This is a genomic window from Burkholderiaceae bacterium (assembly GCA_024235995.1).
In the GTDB taxonomy this organism is placed as follows: domain Bacteria; phylum Pseudomonadota; class Gammaproteobacteria; order Burkholderiales; family Burkholderiaceae_C; genus Ottowia.
Genome location: JACKLI010000001.1, coordinates 2,548,945 through 2,567,454 on the forward strand (window position 1 = coordinate 2,548,945; position 18,510 = coordinate 2,567,454).

The 18,510-nt window shown below is 65.7% G+C and carries 18 protein-coding genes and 1 tRNA gene; 9 read left to right on the plus strand and 10 right to left on the minus strand.

Going from position 1 to position 18,510, the window contains the following annotated elements:
• The 5 genes from H6927_12205 to H6927_12225 all read right to left on the minus strand — a co-directional run bounded on the left by H6927_12205 (position 1) and on the right by H6927_12225 (position 3,718).
• Entirely contained in the window at positions 1–423 is a 423-nt protein-coding gene (locus H6927_12205) for a MaoC family dehydratase (GenBank protein ID MCP5218857.1), read from the minus strand.
• 2 nt (positions 424–425) lie between these two features.
• Complete coding sequence (locus tag H6927_12210; GenBank protein MCP5218858.1) at positions 426–833, minus strand: hypothetical protein; 408 nt, start codon at positions 831–833, stop codon at positions 426–428.
• On the minus strand, positions 830–1,249 hold the full coding sequence (locus H6927_12215) for an OB-fold domain-containing protein (protein MCP5218859.1): 420 nt from the start codon (positions 1,247–1,249) through the stop codon (positions 830–832). The genes H6927_12210 and H6927_12215 overlap by 4 nt, the downstream gene beginning before the upstream one ends.
• 156 nt (positions 1,250–1,405) lie before the next feature.
• Positions 1,406–2,557, minus strand: coding sequence for a thiolase family protein (locus H6927_12220; GenBank protein MCP5218860.1), 1,152 nt, complete (start codon positions 2,555–2,557; stop codon positions 1,406–1,408).
• Positions 2,558–2,569: 12 nt separating this feature from the next.
• Positions 2,570–3,718: an acyl-CoA dehydrogenase family protein gene (locus H6927_12225; protein MCP5218861.1), complete on the minus strand. Its 1,149-nt coding sequence runs from the start codon at positions 3,716–3,718 to the stop codon at positions 2,570–2,572.
• A 149-nt stretch (positions 3,719–3,867) separates the two neighbouring features.
• Between H6927_12225 and H6927_12230 the strand changes: the two genes are divergently transcribed.
• The 9 genes from H6927_12230 (at position 3,868) to H6927_12270 (ending at position 13,917) form a co-directional block, all read left to right on the plus strand.
• Positions 3,868–5,976, plus strand: a complete 2,109-nt coding sequence (locus H6927_12230; GenBank protein ID MCP5218862.1) for an acetate--CoA ligase family protein — start codon at positions 3,868–3,870, stop codon at positions 5,974–5,976.
• Positions 5,977–6,115: 139 nt separating this feature from the next.
• Positions 6,116–6,931, plus strand: coding sequence for an IclR family transcriptional regulator (locus tag H6927_12235; protein MCP5218863.1), 816 nt, complete (start codon positions 6,116–6,118; stop codon positions 6,929–6,931).
• 210 nt (positions 6,932–7,141) lie between these two features.
• Entirely contained in the window at positions 7,142–8,356 is a 1,215-nt protein-coding gene (locus H6927_12240) for an IS256 family transposase (protein ID MCP5218864.1), read from the plus strand.
• A 711-nt stretch (positions 8,357–9,067) separates the two neighbouring features.
• Positions 9,068–9,502, plus strand: a complete 435-nt coding sequence (locus H6927_12245; protein MCP5218865.1) for a hypothetical protein — start codon at positions 9,068–9,070, stop codon at positions 9,500–9,502.
• Positions 9,503–9,596: 94 nt separating this feature from the next.
• Positions 9,597–9,983, plus strand: a complete 387-nt coding sequence (locus tag H6927_12250) for a hypothetical protein (protein ID MCP5218866.1) — start codon at positions 9,597–9,599, stop codon at positions 9,981–9,983.
• A gap of 23 nt (positions 9,984–10,006) precedes the next feature.
• Entirely contained in the window at positions 10,007–10,228 is a 222-nt protein-coding gene (locus H6927_12255) for a hypothetical protein (GenBank protein MCP5218867.1), read from the plus strand.
• Positions 10,229–10,251: 23 nt separating this feature from the next.
• Entirely contained in the window at positions 10,252–12,177 is a 1,926-nt protein-coding gene (locus H6927_12260; GenBank protein ID MCP5218868.1) for a PcfJ domain-containing protein, read from the plus strand.
• Positions 12,174–12,623, plus strand: coding sequence for a DUF3293 domain-containing protein (locus H6927_12265; GenBank protein ID MCP5218869.1), 450 nt, complete (start codon positions 12,174–12,176; stop codon positions 12,621–12,623). Before H6927_12260 ends, H6927_12265 begins: the two co-directional genes overlap by 4 nt.
• Before the next feature lie 154 nt (positions 12,624–12,777).
• Positions 12,778–13,917, plus strand: a complete 1,140-nt coding sequence (locus H6927_12270) for a hypothetical protein (GenBank protein MCP5218870.1) — start codon at positions 12,778–12,780, stop codon at positions 13,915–13,917.
• Positions 13,918–14,113: 196 nt separating this feature from the next.
• Here H6927_12270 and H6927_12275 read toward each other — a convergent pair.
• The 5 genes from H6927_12275 to surE form a co-directional block, all read right to left on the minus strand.
• Positions 14,114–14,189, minus strand: a tRNA-Asn gene (locus H6927_12275).
• A gap of 46 nt (positions 14,190–14,235) precedes the next feature.
• The gene (gene rlmD, locus H6927_12280; GenBank protein MCP5218871.1) at positions 14,236–15,708 is read right to left on the minus strand and encodes a 23S rRNA (uracil(1939)-C(5))-methyltransferase RlmD; all 1,473 of its coding nucleotides are present in this window, start codon (positions 15,706–15,708) and stop codon (positions 14,236–14,238) included.
• A gap of 126 nt (positions 15,709–15,834) precedes the next feature.
• Positions 15,835–16,767 carry a peptidoglycan DD-metalloendopeptidase family protein gene (locus H6927_12285; protein MCP5218872.1) on the minus strand — a complete coding sequence of 311 codons (933 nt, stop codon included), beginning with the start codon at positions 16,765–16,767 and terminating at the stop codon, positions 15,835–15,837.
• Between the two features lie 18 nt (positions 16,768–16,785).
• Positions 16,786–17,586: a protein-L-isoaspartate(D-aspartate) O-methyltransferase gene (locus H6927_12290; GenBank protein MCP5218873.1), complete on the minus strand. Its 801-nt coding sequence runs from the start codon at positions 17,584–17,586 to the stop codon at positions 16,786–16,788.
• Entirely contained in the window at positions 17,586–18,356 is a 771-nt protein-coding gene (gene surE, locus H6927_12295; protein ID MCP5218874.1) for a 5'/3'-nucleotidase SurE, read from the minus strand. The genes H6927_12290 and surE overlap by 1 nt, the downstream gene beginning before the upstream one ends.
• Positions 18,357–18,510: the final 154 nt, after the last annotated feature.

Genomic DNA, 18,510 nt, shown 5'->3' on the forward strand with positions numbered 1-18,510 from the left:
TTATTCATTCCATGCTGTTGAGGTACCGAGGTCAGACTCGGGGGTTTGAAGAACGCCAACGATGCGGTCGCCTCCGTCCTGCGCGCGAACCCAGACTTTCCACTTACCGGATATCTCACCGTCTAGCTCGCCACCGGCCGTGAGCTCGTCATTGACGTGGACCGGCTTCACGAAACGAACGTCCAGTTGCATCGCACCCAGCATGTGGGCCGGGAAGCTCTTGCCAATGCACTGCCACATCAGGCATAGCGATATGGTTCCGTGCGCTATGGGTTGCCGCATCGGCGTCTTGGCCGCGAATTCCGCGTCCAGGTGGATGGGATTGAAATCGTTGGTCAGTTCGGCGTAGGCACGGATGACAGCCTCCGTCACCCTCAAGCTCGTGGAACGCAATACGGGCGATACATGTGTTGACTGGTCCATGCTCATGCCGCCCAGATCAAGGTGACGAGTCCATCGAACAGCTTGCGGCCGCCATTGCCGGTGCCCGAAACCTGCAGTTCGACATAGCGCCGCTCACGGCGCATTTCCTTTCGGATGCAGACCACGATCGCGCGCATGGATTCGCCTTGGACAGGAATGCCGTGCATGCGCAGCTGCTGCTTGGCATGCACGTTGCCGGGTGGGCGAGGGACGACGACGTTGAGGTAGGCACGCATCATGTTCACCACGGCCATGCAAACACCTTCGACGGGCCCGTTGGCACCGTTTTCAGGATCACTGCCAAAAATGGCCTGCCAGCGCCGGGTTTGCGCTAGGTCGTACACCTCCACGCATTCCCCCATCAGGGCACCGGGCTGAAAGTCTTCAAACAGGATCGGGGCAGCGCTCACGAGGCCACCTCCAGTACGGCTTCCACGACGGGCAGCACAATCCCATGCACATCCTGAAAGCCCATCCGCACGCGGGAACCGATCCCCAGCCCCTCACGGCCCTGCGGCAACGCATTCGCCATCACGCGAAAACCTTCATCCAGGTCCACGATGGCGATCACATACGGCACCATGTCTTTGAACACGGGCAGCGGAGCGCGGTACACCGTGGTGAACGTCAACACCGTACCGATGCGGCGCGAGACCTCCCAATCCAGGTGGCCGCTCTGGCACTGCTCGCACAGGCTGCGGGGCATCAGTTGCACGCGGCCGCAATCGGCGCAGCACTGGTAACGCAATTCGCCGGCGGCGGCGCCGTCCCAATAGGCCTGCGTCTGCGCGTTGGGTCGAGGCAAGGGGTAATTTGCAGTCGTCATGTCAGTTATTCACCGCGCCGGAGCGCAACCCGCGACGCATGAAACAGCCGAACCAGGAGACCCGCCGGGCCGGCTTTGCCGGACGGCTGGTGTCGCTCCGTTGAGGGGGATGCGGCCACACCAAGTGGGCAATCGACGGGGGTGGGCTGTTTCACTTCAGGCTCCTAGCACCAAGGAACAATGGGCAGACAAGATCCCGCCATCGCCGTGCACGAAGGCCAGCTTGGCGTCTTGGACTTGGCGAGCATCGGCTGTGCCGCGCAGTTGGCGCACGGCTTCCACGGCGTGGAACATTCCACCGGCAGCACCTGAGTGCGCATAGGACATCAAACCGCCGTGGGTGTTGCAAGGTAGCGTGCCGCCAAGGCCCAGTTCGCCGGCCGCGGCCGCGATGCCAGCCTGGCCGCGCTCAAAAAAACCGATGGATTCGAGTTCCACGGCCAGCGTGATGGTGAAAGAGTCGTAGATCTGCGCCACATCAATGTCCCTGGCCTTCACGCCGGCGCGTGAGAAGGCAGATGCCGATGAGGTCTTGCAGCCAAAGTCCATCAAGCTGGGGGCGGCGACGATGTGCTCGTGCGTATGACCCTGACCTGCACCAAGAATTTCGATGGCCTTGCCGCGCGTATCGCGGGCGGCCGCGCGGCTGCTGACGACCAGGGCCGCGCCGCCATCGGAGATGAGGCAGCAGTCGAGCATGTGCAGGGGGTCAGCGATCATCTTGGAACTCAGCACCTGCTCTACGGTGATGAGTTCGCGCTTATGGGCCTTGGGGTGTCGGCTCGCATGGCGACGGTGCTCCACCGCAATCGCAGCCAACTGCTCGGACGTCACGCCGTACTGGTGCATGTAGTGCTTGGCCACCAAGGCGTAGGAGGCTGGCACGCTGATGCCAAACGGACGCTCGAACTGCGGATGCCCCACTTCGGACAGCGCCGCCACGGCACCATCGCGCGACATACCGGTAAGGCGGTTGTCGCCGGTCACGACCAACACGTGGCTGCATTGGCCACTGGCGACCAGGGCGGCGGCTTGCATCACCATGATGCAGGCGCTAGCGCCGCCGGCCTGCACGGCCAAGCAGGTTCCGGGGTGAATTCCCAGGTACTCGCAGAACACCGAACCGAGCATCAGATGCGGCTCGGTAAACGAGTACGCACACAGCACGCCGTCGATATCGGAAAGCTTGAGCCCGGCATCGGCCACGGCGCCCATTGCCGCCTCGGCGTGCAGGCCCATGCAGCTGCTGTCGGGTAACTCGCCGACGGCGGTGTCGTAGACACCCGTGATGAATGCATTCATTGTCATCGCGACGGCACCTTAGGGCTTGAAGCCGAGGTCGCGCGCAATGATATTGCGCTGGATATCGCTGGTGCCTTCCCCGATCACGTAGACGAAAGCGTCGCGGTGGATGCGCCCCACCGGATACTCGCGCATGATGCCGGCGCCGCCATGGATGCGGATGGCCTGCTCGCTAACCTTCAGCGCGGTCTCGGTGGCGACCAGTTTGACCTTGGCAGCGGTCGCGGCATCCAGTCTATCCTGATCGACCAGCCAGGCGCCGTAGTAAACCATCCATCGGGCTGCTTCGATGTCCGCAGCCATGTCGGCCAACTTGTGGGCCACGGCCTGGTAGTCGCCGATGCGCTTGCCGGCGACGATCCGATCGTCGGCAAACGCCTTGGACGCATCGAAGGCGGCGCGCGCCATTCCCAGCGCGTTGGCGGCCACTCCCACCCGGTTCTCGCTCAGGCACTCCAGCAACAACGGATAGGTACCGGTGCGCTCGCCCAACAAGCAGTCGTCGGGCACGAAGGCGTCCTCGATGTGGATCAATGCTGTCTCGGAGGCGCGGATGCCTTCCTTGCGTAGCTTGTGAACGTCAAACCCCTTGTGTGGCAGCTCCACAATGAAGAGGCTGATGGCGTCGGGCTTGAGCTCTGGCGAGGTGCGCGCCGCGACCATCAGGAAGTCGGCAATGGGGGCATTGGTGATGTAGAGCTTGCTGCCGCTGAGCTTCCAGCCACCTTCGACCTTTTCGGCCTTGGTCTTCATGGCGCGAATGTTGGAGCCGCCATCTGGCTCGCTCAGCGCGAAGCCAGCAATCTTGTCCCCACTGAGCGCGGGGCGAAAGAAACGCTCCTTCTGGCTTTCGGTACCGATCTTCCAAATGGGCCAGATGGACAGGTGCGTCTGCGCGGACCAACTGGTCGCGAATGCCTGGCTCATGTAGCTCAACTCCTCGCGCACGATGCAGTCGCTGACCTTGTCCATGTCGCTCCCACCATCGGCCGCAGGATACCGAACACCGAGCAGGCCGAGTTCGCCCCAGCGCTTGAACACATGCTTGGGAAAGCGCTCGTGCTCTTCCGCATCCTCGACCAGCGGGGCCAGCTCTTCGCGGCACAGGCGACGTACCGTGTCGCGCACCGCTTCATGTTCAGGAGAGAAGGCGAAGTTCAGGCTCATGGGCTTCCCGCTTTGTATTCTTTTGAGAGAATATATATTCGTTTCAGAGAATACAAACCAGGGCAAACCCTCAAAAATTTTGAAATTTTTGGGTGTTTAATTCTTTATTGAAATTTTTTATTCTGTATAGCGAATCTGAAAGCTTCACAATGGCATTCAATCAAGCAGCTCTCCCTGACAGTCCCCACCGCTTGGAGGCCTTGCTCAACGCTCGCAGCGTGGCCGTGGTCGGAGCGAGCCACGACCCCAGCAAGATCTCCGGCCGCCCTATCGCCTACATGCTCGCGCGCGGATATCAGGGTGCGATCTATCCAGTGAACCCCGGGCGGCAAGAGGTGCAAGGCTTGCGCTGCTACCCAAGCATGGCCGCCATCTGTCAACCCGTGGACTTGGCCGTCGTAGGCACGGCCGCCACCCACGTGGAAAGCGCCATCCGCGATGGCATCGCAGCGGGCGTCAAGGCGTTCGTGGTGTTCTCCTCCGGGTTTGCAGAGTTGGATGAAGCAGGACGCGCGCAGCAGCAGCGGCTCACCCAACTCGCCCAGGAACACGGCGTCGCGATCGTCGGTCCGAACTGCCTGGGCATTGCCAACAGCCGCTCAGGCCTTCTCGCCACGTTCACGACGGCGCTTGAAAGTCACGCGCTAAAGCAAGGCGGGTTCTCGTTTGTCAGCCAGAGCGGTGCATTGGGGGCGTACTGGATGGACATCGTGCTGCGAAGCGGCATTGGCTTCAGTCAGTGGATCACCACCGGAAACGAATGCGATGTGGACGCTGCGGAGGCCATAGACTTTCTGGTGGCGGACCCGCACACCAAGGTGATCGGCCTCTATATCGAAGACATCCGTCGTACCGATGCATTCCGCGCTGCGTTGGAGCGGGCTGCCCGTGCTGGCAAGCCGGTGATTGCGATCAAAGCCGGCAGCTCCAGCGCGGGTGCTGCGGCGGCGGCCTCGCACACCGGAGCCTTGGCCGGCGATGACGCCTTGTATGACGCCTGCTTGAGACAGCACGGCGCCCTGCGCGCGTCCAGTCTCACTGCAATGATGGATGCAGCGCGCCTGCTGCTGCACGGGGCAACGCCATGGGGTAATCAACTAGCAGTCATTACCGTCTCTGGCGGCGCGGGTGTGCTGATTGCCGATGCCTGCGAACCTCTTGGCCTGCGTTTGCCGCCGCTCAAGCCGCAGGTGCGCGAGGCACTGGTCCCCGTGCTGCCGAGCTTCGTGCATCCCAGCAATCCGCTCGACATCACCGGCAACGTGCTTCAGGACACGCCAATGATCGCCCGCACCATGCAGGCGCTTTCCGCCGACAAGGAGATCCACGGGATCGTACTGTTCATCGGCATGATGCATAGCATTGCCGATGCGTTCGTACAGGCGCTCTCAAAAGCGCGGCAACAAGTGCACTGCCCGATTGTCGTGATATGGGTAGGCGCCATGGACAGCAGCATCCGGGCGCTGGAGGCTGTCGGCATTCCCGTGTTCCTCGATATCCCCCAGACCACGCAAACCATGGCCCGCTGCTTGCAGATGAAGCGCACCGTTGCCCAAATCTCTCGGCGTGCCCCAGCCACAGCGATCGCTCGCGCGGACGACGACGGCCGATCATTGGCACTGCTTTCGGAATGGGATGGCAAGCGGCTGCTTGGCGGCCAGCAGAGCGTAAAAATGCCCAAAGGCTGGCTGCTGAAAGCCGGCGATGCTCTGCCCCCGAGCCTACCCTATCCTGTAGTAGCCAAGCTTCAGTCGGCCCAACTACTGCACAAAAGCGATGCGGGCGGCGTCGTCCTGCGCATCCCGGATGACACGTCGCTGCAGGCGGTCGTCCAACGGCTGCAAGGACTAGGCACCGAATTGGCTATCCCGGTCCAGGGCGTCCTGGTGGAGCAGATGCTGCCATTCGACCATGAGCTGCTGCTCGGCTTGCGCCGCGACCCGCGCTTCGGCCCCGTGCTGACGCTGGCGCGCGGCGGTGTCGAGGCAGAGCTGGATCCCGATGTCGTCAACCTGTTGCTGCCGGCCACTGCCGACGACATCTCCGAGATCCTCAGCCGCCTGCGTTGCTTCAAGCTATTGCAGGGCTTCCGAGGCAAACCGGGAGCGGACGTACCCGCGCTGTCACGTCACATCGCCGGCCTGTGTGCGTGGTTCCTAGAGCAGCCGCTGCGCGAACTCGAAATCAATCCGTTGGCAATTCAGGGCGATCAAGTGTGGGCACTGGACGCCTTGATTACGCCGATGGCGGCGACTTGACGCGCTGGGCCTGGCTGCAGGCGCACGCCAATGTCGCCCCATTGGTAGAATTTCCACGACCAACCCGCAGCCTATAGAGCGACATGCGTCTCCTTCGCGGGATCAAGCTGTTTGTATATGTCCGGACTACGCCCTCAACATGACTGATGCTTCCGCTCCCGAAAAACTTGTGGGGGCTCTGAGTTCCGGCCTCAAGATCCTGCGCTATCTGGCCAGCTCATCTACTCCGATGGGTGTCACACGCATTGCCAAGGACCTGGACCTCAATTCCAGCACCTGCTTCAATCTGCTCAAGACCCTCGTGCATGAGCGACTTGTGACCTTTGATGAATCCAACAAGACCTATGCCATGGGCCTTGGCTTAGTGGAACTTGCCAAAGGCTCCCTTGAAAAAGCGTCTTATGCGCGAATGATGCGCCCTCATTTGCAGGAGCTCGCCGAACGCCACAACATCACCACGACGCTGTGGCAGCGCGCACGTAATGACCGTGTGGTGTTGGTAGACTTGGCAGAAAGCGGCTCGGCTCTGCGGGTACACATGAGCATCGGCCAACGCCTGCCCATGTATATCGCCGCTTTGGGCCGCTGCATGGCAGCCCATTCGGGCTTGACCGTGGCGGAGATGCGACGAAAGGTCAGCGAACTGCGCTGGGAAGACAGACCCAGCTTTGAAACGTACATGAGCGACGTTCAAGAAGTGCGCCGGAAGGGATATGCGGTCGACCATGGCAACTATGCCAAGGGCGTGATCACAGTCTCTTCTCCCATTCTCGACTTTGAGAGCCGTCCGCTGATGGCGGTGAGCGCGGTAGGATTCAGCAGCCAACTCTCCACGACAGCGTTGCAGGCGCTGTGCGAAGACCTCCGCGAACGCTGCCGAGAAGCAACCTTTGCTGTCTCTGGAGGGATTGTCAAGAAACTGTGGGATCCTGACGCGAGCCCTCTTCCGCACTAAAGGCAGCTGACGCATCTCTGGCAGGCATTCGCCGCTACCACGACGACCGGGAGCGCGCGGCAGGCTCCACGTGACAGCCGCTGCCAGCTCGGCCACGAACATCGATATCGTCTGCGCATTGACCCAGGGCGCACCAGAGAGGAGGGTGTGCAGAATTTTGTGTAAACGGACAATCCACCGCCGGCGTAAGCCGGCCTGTCCGTAAGCACAATGAACACCAAGAAACACGACGTACCCGAAGAACTGCTGTCTGGCCTGCTGGCCAACTACAAGAAGCCTGAAGACCTCATCGGCGAGAACGGTCTGACCAAGCTGCTGGTCGAGCGAGCCCTGGACGCTGAGCTGACTGAGCACCTGGGCCATGAACGCAACGAGGCGGTGGCCAACCCCGCTGGCAACACCCGCAACGGCAAGAGCAAGAAGACCCTCAAGGGCGAGTTCGGCGAATTGCCCATCGAAGTGCCACGCGACCGCCATGGCAGCTTCGAGCCTCAGCTCATCCCCAAGCACCAGACCCGCTGGGCCGGCTTCGACGACAAAATCATCTCGCTGTACGCCCGTGGCATGACGGTGCGCGAGATACAGGCCCACCTCGAAGAGATGTACGGCACCGAGGTCTCACCCAGCCTGATTTCCTCGGTGACAGATGCCGTGGCCGACGAGGTCAAGGCCTGGCAGGCCCGACCGCTGGAGCCGATTTATCCCATCGTCTATCTGGACTGCATCCATGTGAAGGTGCGCGAGGGCGCGGTGCGGGTCAAGGCGGTGTACCTGGCCATCGGCATCACCATGACGGGCGACAAGGAGGTGCTGGGCCTGTGGCTGGCCCAGACCGAGGGCGCCAAGTTCTGGCTGCAGATGGTCACCGAGTTGCGCAACCGGGGCGTGCAGGACATCTTCATCGCCTGCGTCGATGGGCTCAAGGGCTTCCCTGACGCCATCGAGGCAGTCTTCCCCAAGGCGGTGGTGCAACTGTGCATCGTTCACATGGTGCGTCACAGCCTGAACTACGTCTCATGGAAGCGCCGCAAGGAAGTGGCGGCCGACCTGCGCCGTATCTACACGGCCGCCACCGCCGAGGAGGCCGAACTGATGCTCGCAGAGTTCGAGGCCCGATGGGATGCCGAGTACCTGCCCATCGGCCAGTCCTGGCGCAGGAACTGGAGCCGCTTGACCCCGTTCTTTGACTACCCGCCGGAAATCCGCAAGGTCATCTACACCACCAATGCCATCGAGTCGGTGAACATGAGCCTGAGGAAGCTGACCAAGAACCGGGGCTCGTTCCCCAGCGACGAGGCGCTGACCAAGCTGTTCTACCTGGCCCTGCGCAACATCAGCCAGAAGTGGACCATGCCCATCCGGGATTGGAAGGCCGCGCTGACCCGCTTTACCATTCAGTTCGGAGACCGCATCTCCGTCAATTGAAGTCCGACCCGTTTACACAAAAATTCGGACACGCCCGCCTACCCCATCACACCCACACGCGAGGTGGCGGATTCAAGGCACCCGACGCGTTTGATTCGGGCCGCAGCAGCTTGCCTTTGTGAGCCCACGACGTCGCCATCATCTTCATCTTTTTCTTGACACATCACTCACGACCGACTACATTGACGACTCGCGCTGATTTCCACATCAACTTGCAGAGCGCGCTACAAATCCTGCTAAAGCGATGCAACCCGCTTTGGCGTTGACGAGGCCCCTCGCAAGAACAGCGAGCCGTCTCCTCAAGGATCGAAGCGGGTTTTTTCGTTGGTAGGTTTGAAGCTCTTGAGGCCCTCGGGCCTCGTCGCCGGATTTGATCGACATCTTGCCGGGCGACTCACAAATGCGGGCTAAAGCGGCGGCTCTCCGGGTCATTCCGGGAGCCATTTTCGGAAACGACTTTGACTCGGAGAGGCCTTCATCGTGACCCAGCTCACCACCCAGCTCCAGCGTATGCACCGCTGACCTAGCGCCTGTTCAAGCACTGCCAGGAAGCGCCGCGACCGCGGTGATGCGCCTTGCTGCGCCCAAAGCCTCCCCAAGCGGAGCTTTGGCGCCGCAGATGCAGCACCGAAACGCGGGCGGGGACAACTCTTGCCCTCGCCCTCAGCGTGTCGCGGCGTGTTCCGGCATCCACTGCAAAGGAGCTATCTCATGTCGAACACCGCATTCGTGGAATCTCAATCCGCCGACCCCATCGAGCAGGCCATCGCCCGCAAGGTGCTGCGCCTGTTGAACGACAAAACCCTGGAGCGCCAGCAACGCATCGAGCTGGTGCGCCAGGCCCAGCGCCAGCTGCTGGGCCACCGGCGCCAACAACGCGAGGCCATCGAACTGGCGGCCCGCGTCAGCGCCACGGCTCTGCCCAAGGGCTACCGGGCAGTGAGCGTGCAGGTTCGCCGCGGCCTGGTGCAGGTGGGCGCTGCCAGCGATGGCGGCTTCACCTGGATCGATGCGGGCCCGGTGCCCGAGGGTCTGGCGGCCAGCCTGCCGCCGCGACCGCTGAAGACCCTGCGCAAGACGTCCCGAGGGCCGCGCATCGACCCCATCGCCGCCCGACGTCGGGAACTGCAGGCCCGCCCGGCCTGATGCACAGGACGGGGCGACCACCCGCTCGCCCCCTCTGCCACAGCCTTGCCCATCACCGAACACCGAATACCCAGATCCGCCGGAGTTGCCCATCATGTCCACGCTTCCATTCAACGCCACCGCCGTCGAGCACGAGCGGCAGGCCTTCATCCTCAACCGCCCGGAGCACGACGTGGCCTTGCAGTGGCTCGAGGCCCAGCAGCAGGTCGACGCCTTCGAGGGCGAGCTGCAGGCCGCGGTCGACAGCGCCTACCAGCGCGGCCTCAGCGAAAGCCTGGGCGAGGACATCGAGACCACCCTGGCTGCCCTGCGCCGCGACGTGGACGAATTGCGTCAGGTGTCTGAAGCCTTGCGCCACGACCTGCGCGAAGCGGCCGACTGGCTGACCAGCGAGCCGGCGCGCCTGATCGCCCAGCGCCGCCAGGCCGCCGCCGCATTGCGCATCCGTGCGGCCCGTCCGCTGCCGGCCGCTTGCCATTGATTCTGATGCCAACGGAGGCAACCATGACAACCCTGATCCCCTTCCTCAGCGCCGGTGATGTGACTTACAGCGCCCAGGTGCGCCCGCTGCAGGCCCCGGGCCAGCCGCTGCATGTGCGCATCAGCAGCCGCCACAGCGATGCCCGCCATCCGCAGGCCGAGCGCACCCAGTTCGAAATGACCCTGAGCCGGCACGAGTACGAGGCCCTGTTGGCCATCCTGCGTGGCGGCTCGTGCTCCATCTGAGGCGACTGCAGGAGAAACCCCCAATGAACTGCACGATGTTTCAAGCATTGCCCACCCCCATCGGCGATGGCACCACCAAGCTGCCAAGCTCGATTTGGTTCGACCCGGTGATGCTGGCGCCACCGACTCCCAGCCTGCGCGGCCCACTCGGCCTGCCGCCGCAGCATCTGCGCGAGCTGCACTGGCCGGCGCTGCTGGAGGAATGCGTGGCTCGCATACGGGCGGCGCTGGCCCGGCCGATCCAACTCGAGCGCGCTGGGCCGCTTCGGCGCGTCGCGCTCCTGGGCGTACTGATCTACGAGCGCCAGCCCGAGGGCCAGTACCGCCTGTACGAATGGCGAGCGGGAGAGGTTCTGCCCGACCCCGATGGCGGCCACCAGGTGGGCCTGCCCTGGCTGCGACGTGTGCCCGATGGCAAGGTGGTTGCCGACGGCGCACCCTACCAGGCGCTGTGGCTGAGCTGCTACGCCGAAGGCTTGCGCCAGGCGCTGCAGCTGCAATGGCCCGAGCATCCCCTCATCGACCACTATGTCGACTGGGTGCGGCTGCGGCTGGAGCAGGCGTTGTGGACCGACAGCACCCAGCAGCGCGTACGCGCCCTGCTTGCCCAGGCCCTTGGCCTCGATGCCTCGATCGTGCGCCGTGCCCGCCGCTGGCTGGCGCACCCGGACGGAACCCCGATCCGCCTGGCCGACTACAACCTGACCCTCTGGCGCCGCCAGCAGGGGCCGCGCCTGCAGGCCGAGTCACCGCAATGGCTGCCGCTGCTGACCGCGCTGTGGCGCCACCTGCCGACCGAGGGCGAGCCCTTGGCCAAGCTGCGGGCGCTGCTGCTGAACAACGGCCTCAGTCCCGCCATGTGGCGGCTGCTGCACCGCACGGGCACCCACTGGATCAGGCCGCTGCGCAACTACTACACCAAGGAGAGCCGCCACAATGGGCGCGCCGCGCTCGAGCTGCTACTCAAGGCCCAGAAGTTCGGCACCAGCCAGTTGGTACCGCGCTGGCTGCTGCGGGCGCTGATGAATCTCGATGGCAACCCGAACCGGCCCCGCAAGAGCTACCTGAAGAATCCGGAAGATCCCATCGACGCGCCGATGGCGGCGTGCCTGGGGCACTGGGCCACCGACATGGCCCGCTCGGGCGACGAGTCGGGGCTGCAGCGACTGCAGGAGCAGTGCCACCTGCTGCTGAACTGGGCGACGGCGCACCCACAGGTCGTGACCAGCCGCACCCTGCGGCAGGTGACGCTGCCGGGGCTGTGGCGCAAGGCCGAACAGTGGCACCAGCAGGAGCTGGCCAAGGCCAGGCAGCTAAAGCCTTGGCGCACGCCGTTCGACCTAACAGTGATCGAGCACGACGAGCTGGAGATAGTTGCGCTCACCAGCGCGGCGCAGATTCTGGAGGAAGCCCTGGCCATGCGCCATTGCGCGGGCAGCTACGTCGACCGGTGCGCGAGCGGCAGCTACATCCTGCTGTCGGTGCGGCGCAAGGACACGGGCAAACGCCTGGCCACGGTGGGCCTGCAGTGGGCCGATGGCGCGCTGCAGCTGCACCAGATGACCGGCTTTGCCAATGCGCTGGTGCCGCCACAGATCGCCGCGTTCGCCCAGCAGGCCGTAGCGTCCATGAAGATCAACCCACCGGAGCCGATGATGCCCAGAAGCAACCAGCCAAGAGTCCATGTCCGCCTCACCGCGATGTGGGGCAACGACGATGCCGCATCCACCATCCAGGTCAGTCGGCGGCGCTGGCAGCAAATCCTGAACGGAGAGTCTTACGACACGAGCGCATGGTCCTGGTACGAGGGCACGCGCACGCGCACGTACTGGTCTTTTGATGGCGGCAAGCTCACCCTCTCGCAAGACGACGGCATGGAATGCTGCCATCTCACGGCCAGGCAACTGTACGTGGACGAGGTCACATCGACACCGAGACCGCAGAAATGACCGTGCTCCAAAAATCGTCCGCTGCCGCATCGATCATCGATCCGGGCACGATTCAAGCCTACCAGGAAACGGAGTATCGGGTGCTTGGGGGCCAGCCCTTCACCCTGCGGGTGGGCCAGGCCAACGCCGACTTGCTGACGACCCACAAGTTGCACCAGGTCGATGGCAGCGCGTTCCTCACCGCCTGCAATCCGTTCAGCCAGCGCTTGGATGATGCGGCCAATGTGCTCAGGCAGGCCACGTTGGCTGCGCAGCTGAGGCAACACGGCGTGGCGTTCGCGCCCGGCATCGGCCAGCACCCGTGCAACGACTGGCCCGGCGAGGACAGTTTCCTGGTGCTCGGCCTCGATCTCGAGGCAGCCAGGTCACTGGGTGCGCGCTTCGAGCAGAACGCCCTGATCTGGAGTGGCGCCGACGCCGTACCGCAGCTGATCCTGCTGCGCTGAAACTCAAGGCGTGGTCGGCCTGCCCGCAGGGGCGCTACGACCGGGGGGATTTGATCCAGCTTGCCGCCCCCGACAGCTCGTCAAAGCGGCTAAACAGGAGTGTTGACATGTTCGTCAATTGCATGGGCCTGGCCCTGTCGATGGAGGTCCGGTCATGAATCACCCCATCATCCAGCAACAGGCCCAAACGCCCGCGTCCATCCACCTGCTGCGTTACCTGCCCCGGCGACGCGACTTCAACTGGCGCGCGCTGGATCCAACTGCGGTTCGATCAGCCGACGATCTGCCGCCCTACCTGATCCTGGGCCCACTGGACAAGGCCAGCTTCAAGCGCTCGCACGAGGGTTGGTCGGCGCGCTGGCAAGGCACCGAGGCCGACACCTGGTTCGAGCTGGCGCATGACGTCGCTCGGCAGCAGTGGGTAGCCGAAGACCGCTGGCGCGGCATCAGGGGCTCCACCACCATCTACAAGACACGCATCCCGCTGCCGGTGGTGATCGGCCAGGCCATGTACGGCTGGTTCCCCGAGAACTGGGACCGGGCAGCCAAGGCGCTGCTGGAAGAGACCTATCAGCTGCAGGTGATCGAGCCGAAAACAGGGGCGCCGTCGATGTGCGGCATTCCGGACGGGCCGGCGCGGACGATTGCGTTCCCGATCGCGGTAGGCGAGCTGCGCGGCTTTCGCGATCACTTCAGGCAATGCCTGGAGCGCTGGCAGCTGCCCTATCCGGTGGCCGCCGAAGCCCGGCTGACCTACCAGGGGGTCAGCTGGCACGAGGGTGAGGCGCCCGGTTGGACCGAAGCCACCCGGCCCGACGATGCCTTCCGGCAGTCGGTGCAGGACACCGGCCTGCTGTCGTTCGGCTATCCAAGGCGCACCGATGTGCCCGGCAAACCGGCCATGTGGAGCCAGACACGGGAGCTGTACTACGTGTACCTGACCCTGCCCTTCGCTGGCCTCACCGACCTGCTGCGTCGGCTGGTCAGCATCCAGGGGCCAGTGCGGCGCCATGACGATCCGCGCTTGCCCTTCGAGTGGCAGCCCATGGTGCTGTCGGCGGGGCTGGAACACCTGGTGGCCGACCTGACCCTGGACGATGACCCCAGAACCACGCTCGTGTACCTGCGCTTCCAACCGCTGGCGCAGTGGGGCAAGGCCGTGACGGTCGGCAAGCTGGTTGACGCGATGCGCAGCGCCGAGGATGACCTGGCGCGTGCCGAGGCGATCAGCGCGGGCATCGTGAAGCACATCGGGCGCATCGTCGAGCAGATGCGCGACGAGGAGCGGGCATGAACCAGAGACATCACCGCAACGTGATCGATCCACGATGAAGGTGAGCGGGGCGTTCGGCGGCCAACTGGCTGCATGGGCGATCGGGTTGAACTCGGAGCTTTCCAAAACTCTGCCCCGGTGGCTACACCATGGCTACACGACCCGGAAAAAGAAAAACCCCGCTACCTTTTGAGTAGCGGGGTTTCCTTGTGGTATTTGGCTCCCCGACCTGGGCTCGAACCAGGGACCTACGGATTAACAGTCCGGCGCTCTACCGACTGAGCTATCGGGGAACAAGCCTCAAATTATAGCTTGGATTTTTTCGCTTTCCGGCGAGCCTCACGCAAATTTTGCGGTGGCGGCGCCATCGCCCGCGTCCAGCCGGTCGAACACCGCCATGCTTTCCACGTGCGCCGTGTGCGGGAACATGTTGACCACGCCCGCCGCGCTGCAGCGGTAGCCGGCCTGGTGCACCAGCAGGCCGGCGTCGCGCGCCAGGGTGGCGGGGTTGCAGCTGACGTAGACGATGCGCCGGGGCGGCTGCCAATCGGCCGCGCCGGCCGGCAGGGGCTCGGCGCCTTCGGCCCCGATGCGCGCCTGATGGATGGCGGCCAGCGCCTTGGCCAGCGCAAAGGCGCCTTCGCGCGGCGGATCGACCAGCCAGCGGTCGGCCGTGCCGTCGCGCACCAGTTGCTCGGCGCTCATCTCGAACAGGTCGCGCGCCACGAAATCGGTGGGCGCGAAGCGCTGGCCGTCGCGCGCTGCCTCCCGGTTGGCCTCCAGGCCCTGCCGCGCGCGCGCCACCAGGGCGGCGCTGCCCTCCACGCCCAGCACCTGGCCGGCCTGGGTGGCCAGCGGCAGGCTGAAGTTGCCCAGGCCGCAGAACCAGTCGATCACGCGCTCGTGCCGCTGCACCTGCAGCAGGCGCAGCGCGCGCGCCACCAACACGCGGTTGATGTGCGGGTTGACCTGGGTAAAGTCGGTGGGCCGAAACGGCAGGCTGACGCCGAACTCGGACAGCGCATACGCCAGCGGCGTGGCGCCTTCGGGGTCGAGCAGGTGCGCCGTATCCGGCCCCTTGGGCTGCAGCCACCACTGCACGCCGTGCTGCGCGGCAAAGGCGCGCAGTCGGGCCTCATCACCCGCGCTCAGCGGCTCCAGGTGGCGCAGCACCAGAGCAATCACGTCATCGCCGCAGGCCAGCTCGATCTGCGGGCAAGTGTCGCGCGCGTCCATGCCGGCAATCAGCGCGCGCAGCGGCAGCAGCAGCGCGCTGACCGCGGGCGGCAGCACGTGGCATTCGCGCATGTCGGCCACGTAGCGGCTCTTGCGCTCGTGAAAGCCGATCAGCACCTCGCCCTTCTTGAGCACGTGGCGCACCGACAGGCGCGCGCGCCAGCGGTAGCCCCAGGCCGGGCCTTCGATGGGGCGCAGGATCAGCTCGGGCCGGACCTTGCCCAGGTGCCACAGCTGGTCTTCGAGCGCGCGCTGCTTGACGGCCACCTGCGCGCTGGCGTCCAGGTGCTGCATCTTGCAGCCGCCGCAGGCGCCGGCGTGCAGGCCGAAATGCGGGCAGCGTGGCGCCACGCGCAGGCTGCTGGCGCGGTGCACCGCCGTCAGCGTGGCGGCCTCCCAGTTGTTCTTCTTGCGGTGCACCTGGGCGCTCACCCATTCGCCGGGCAGCGCGCCGTCGACGAACACCACCTTGCCGTCGGCGCGGTGGGCGATGCCCTGGGCGTCCAGGTCCATGGATTCGATGTGCAGCGCGTCCGCCGGCACGTCGGGGCGGGTGGCTGGTGCTTCAGGGTTCATGATCAAATCAGGCAGTGGCCCGCATGCAGAAAGCGCGGCAAGCTATCAATCGAATAGTATTGCGCTGGCACTGGAAACGACAACGGGCGCCCGCGCGAGCGCCCGTTGCCTGCGGTCGGCCGCGGTTCAGCGCGGCGGCAGGTAGCGCGCCGGGTCCACCGGTTTGCCGGAGCGGCGGATCTCGAAGTGCAGCTTCACGCGGTCGGAATCGGTGGAGCCCATCTCGGCGATCTCCTGGCCCTTCTTGACGTTCTGGTCTTCCTTGACCAGCAGTTTCTGGTTGTGCGCGTAGGCCGTCAGGAAGGTGTTGTTGTGCTTGATGATGATCAGGTTGCCGTAGCCGCGCAGGCCGGCGCCGGCGTAGACCACGCGGCCGTCGGCGGCGGCCAGCACCGGCTCGCCCGCCTTGCCGCCGATGCCCAGACCCTTGTTCTTGTCCTCGTCGAAGCGGGCGATCACCGGGCCCTTGGCCGGCCAGATGAACTTGACGTTGTCGGCGCCTGCCGACGGCGGCGGAGGTGGCGGGGGCGGCGGCGCCGCAGCAGCGGTGGCGGCCGAGGCCGCTGGCGCGGGCGCCGCTGCAGCCGAGGCCGGGACCGGCGCCGGCGTGGCCGCGCCGGGCGTGGTCTGGGTGGCCACGGGGACCGGCGCCGGCTTGCCGCCCGCCGAATGCGCCGCGCCGCCGCGGGCCGCCTCCACCGGCGCGGGCACCGCCTGCGGCGATGCCGAACCCACCGGCGGCACCACGCGCAGCACCTGGCCCACTTCGATGGCGTTGGGGTTGTCCAGCTTGTTCCAGCCGACGATCTCGCGCCAGGGCTGGCCCACCTCGGTGGCGATCTTCATGATGGTGTCGCCCGCGCGCACCGTGTAGTAGCCGGGCTTGCCGGCGTTCTCGGCGCCCGGGAGCAGGGCCGCGTCGACCCCTGGCACGGCCGCTGCCGTGCCCACGTTGCGGTCTTCGACCGGCGCGCGGCTCACCGACGTGGACGCGCACCCCGCCAGCAGCGCGGCGGCCAGCACACCTGCCATCCACGCCTTGCGACCTGACCACTGCATAAATCTTGTCCTTGATCCCTAGGAAACGCCCGATTTTAGAGGCACGAAGTGAACCCCCTCCAGCACCGTCTGCCGGATGGCCTGGCGCGTCTTGTCGATCACCACCAGCGCCTGCGCGCCGCCGGCCTGCACCGTGGGCGCCACGATGCGCCCGCCGTACGCCAGCTGGTCGATCCAGGCCTCGGGCACCTTGTCGCCGCCGGCGGCCGAGACGATGCCCGCATACGGCGCGCCGCTGGCAAAGCCCTGCATGCCGTCGCCCACGATCAGGTGCACGTTGGGCACGCGCAGGGGGCGCAGGTTGGCGCGCGCCTTCTCGTGCAGCTCGCGCAGGCGCTCCACGCTGTAGACCTCGCTGGCCAGCTGCGCCAGCACCAGCGCCTGGTAGCCGCAGCCGGTGCCGATGTCCAGCACGCGCCCGGGCCGGCCGTCGGCGCCGCGGGCCACGCCCTGCATCAGCAGCTCGACCATGCGCGCCACCACGCTGGGCTTGGAGATGGTCTGCCCCAGCCCGATGGGCAGGGCCGTGTCCTCGTAGGCCTGGGCCACCAGCGCGTGGTCGACGAAGCGGTGGCGGTCCACCGCGCCCATGGCGCGCAGCACCTCGGGGTCGTGGATGCCGCTGGCGGCCAGCGCCTGCACCATGCGCGCGCGCGCCGGGATCGGGTCGCGCGCGGCGCCGGGCAGCGCGGCCGGCGCGGGCACGCGGGCCGCCGCGCTTGCCGGCGGTACGCCGGGCGCCGGCCGCTTGGCCAGCGCCGGGCGCGGCCCCAGGTCGATGCGCGCGGGAAAGCCTGGCCGCTCGGGTGGACGCGCCATCAGGGCTTCCCCTCGGCCAGCAGGTGGCCCAGGCCCTGCGCCCAGTAGGCCAGCGCGGCGTGGTCGGTCAAATCCACCGACAGCGGCGTGAGCGACAGATGGCCCTGCGCGGTGGCGTGAAAGTCCGTGCCCTCGCTGGCGTCCAGCGCGCCGCCGGCGCCGCCGATCCAGTACATGGTCTCGCCGTAGGGGCTGGTCATGGTGATGGCGCTTTGCGCCGCGTGGCGCCGGCCCAGGCGGCAGACCTTGGGCGCCTTCAGCTCGGCCAGCGGCCGGTTGGGAATGTTGACGTTGAGCAGCCAGGGCTGATCGCGCGGCGCCGGCTGCGCGCCGATGCGCCGCACCAGGTCGCCCGCGGCCTGCGCGGCGTCGTCGATGTGCGCCCAGCCTTTTTCGACCTGCGAGAAGGCGATGGCCGGAATGCCGAACAGATAGCCCTCCATGGCCGCGCCCACGGTGCCCGAGTAGATCGTGTCGTCGCCCATGTTGGCGCCGTTGTTGATGCCCGAGACCACCAGGTCGGGGCGATAGTCCAGCAGCCCCGTCAGCGCGATGTGCACGCAGTCGGCCGGCGTGCCGTTGACGTAGCGAAAGCCGTTGGGCGCGCGGTGCACGTACAGCGGCGCGTGCAGCGTCAGCGCGTTGGACTTGGCGCTGTTGTTCTGCTCCGGGGCGATCACCTCGACCTCGGCAAACGCCGCCAGCGCGGCGTGCAGCGCCACGATGCCCGGCGCCTGGTAGCCGTCGTCATTGCAAAGCAGGATCTTCATGGTCGAGAGCGGGTGAATGCAACGGATTGTAGGGGGCCGCCGCGTCCGGGCGGCCGGTCGCGCGCGCGACCGGCAAGGCGCGCGCGGCGCTCCTATCATCGGGCCGACGGCGGGCTTGCCCTTGAGCGCGCCACCGATGGCAAGGAGAACCAAA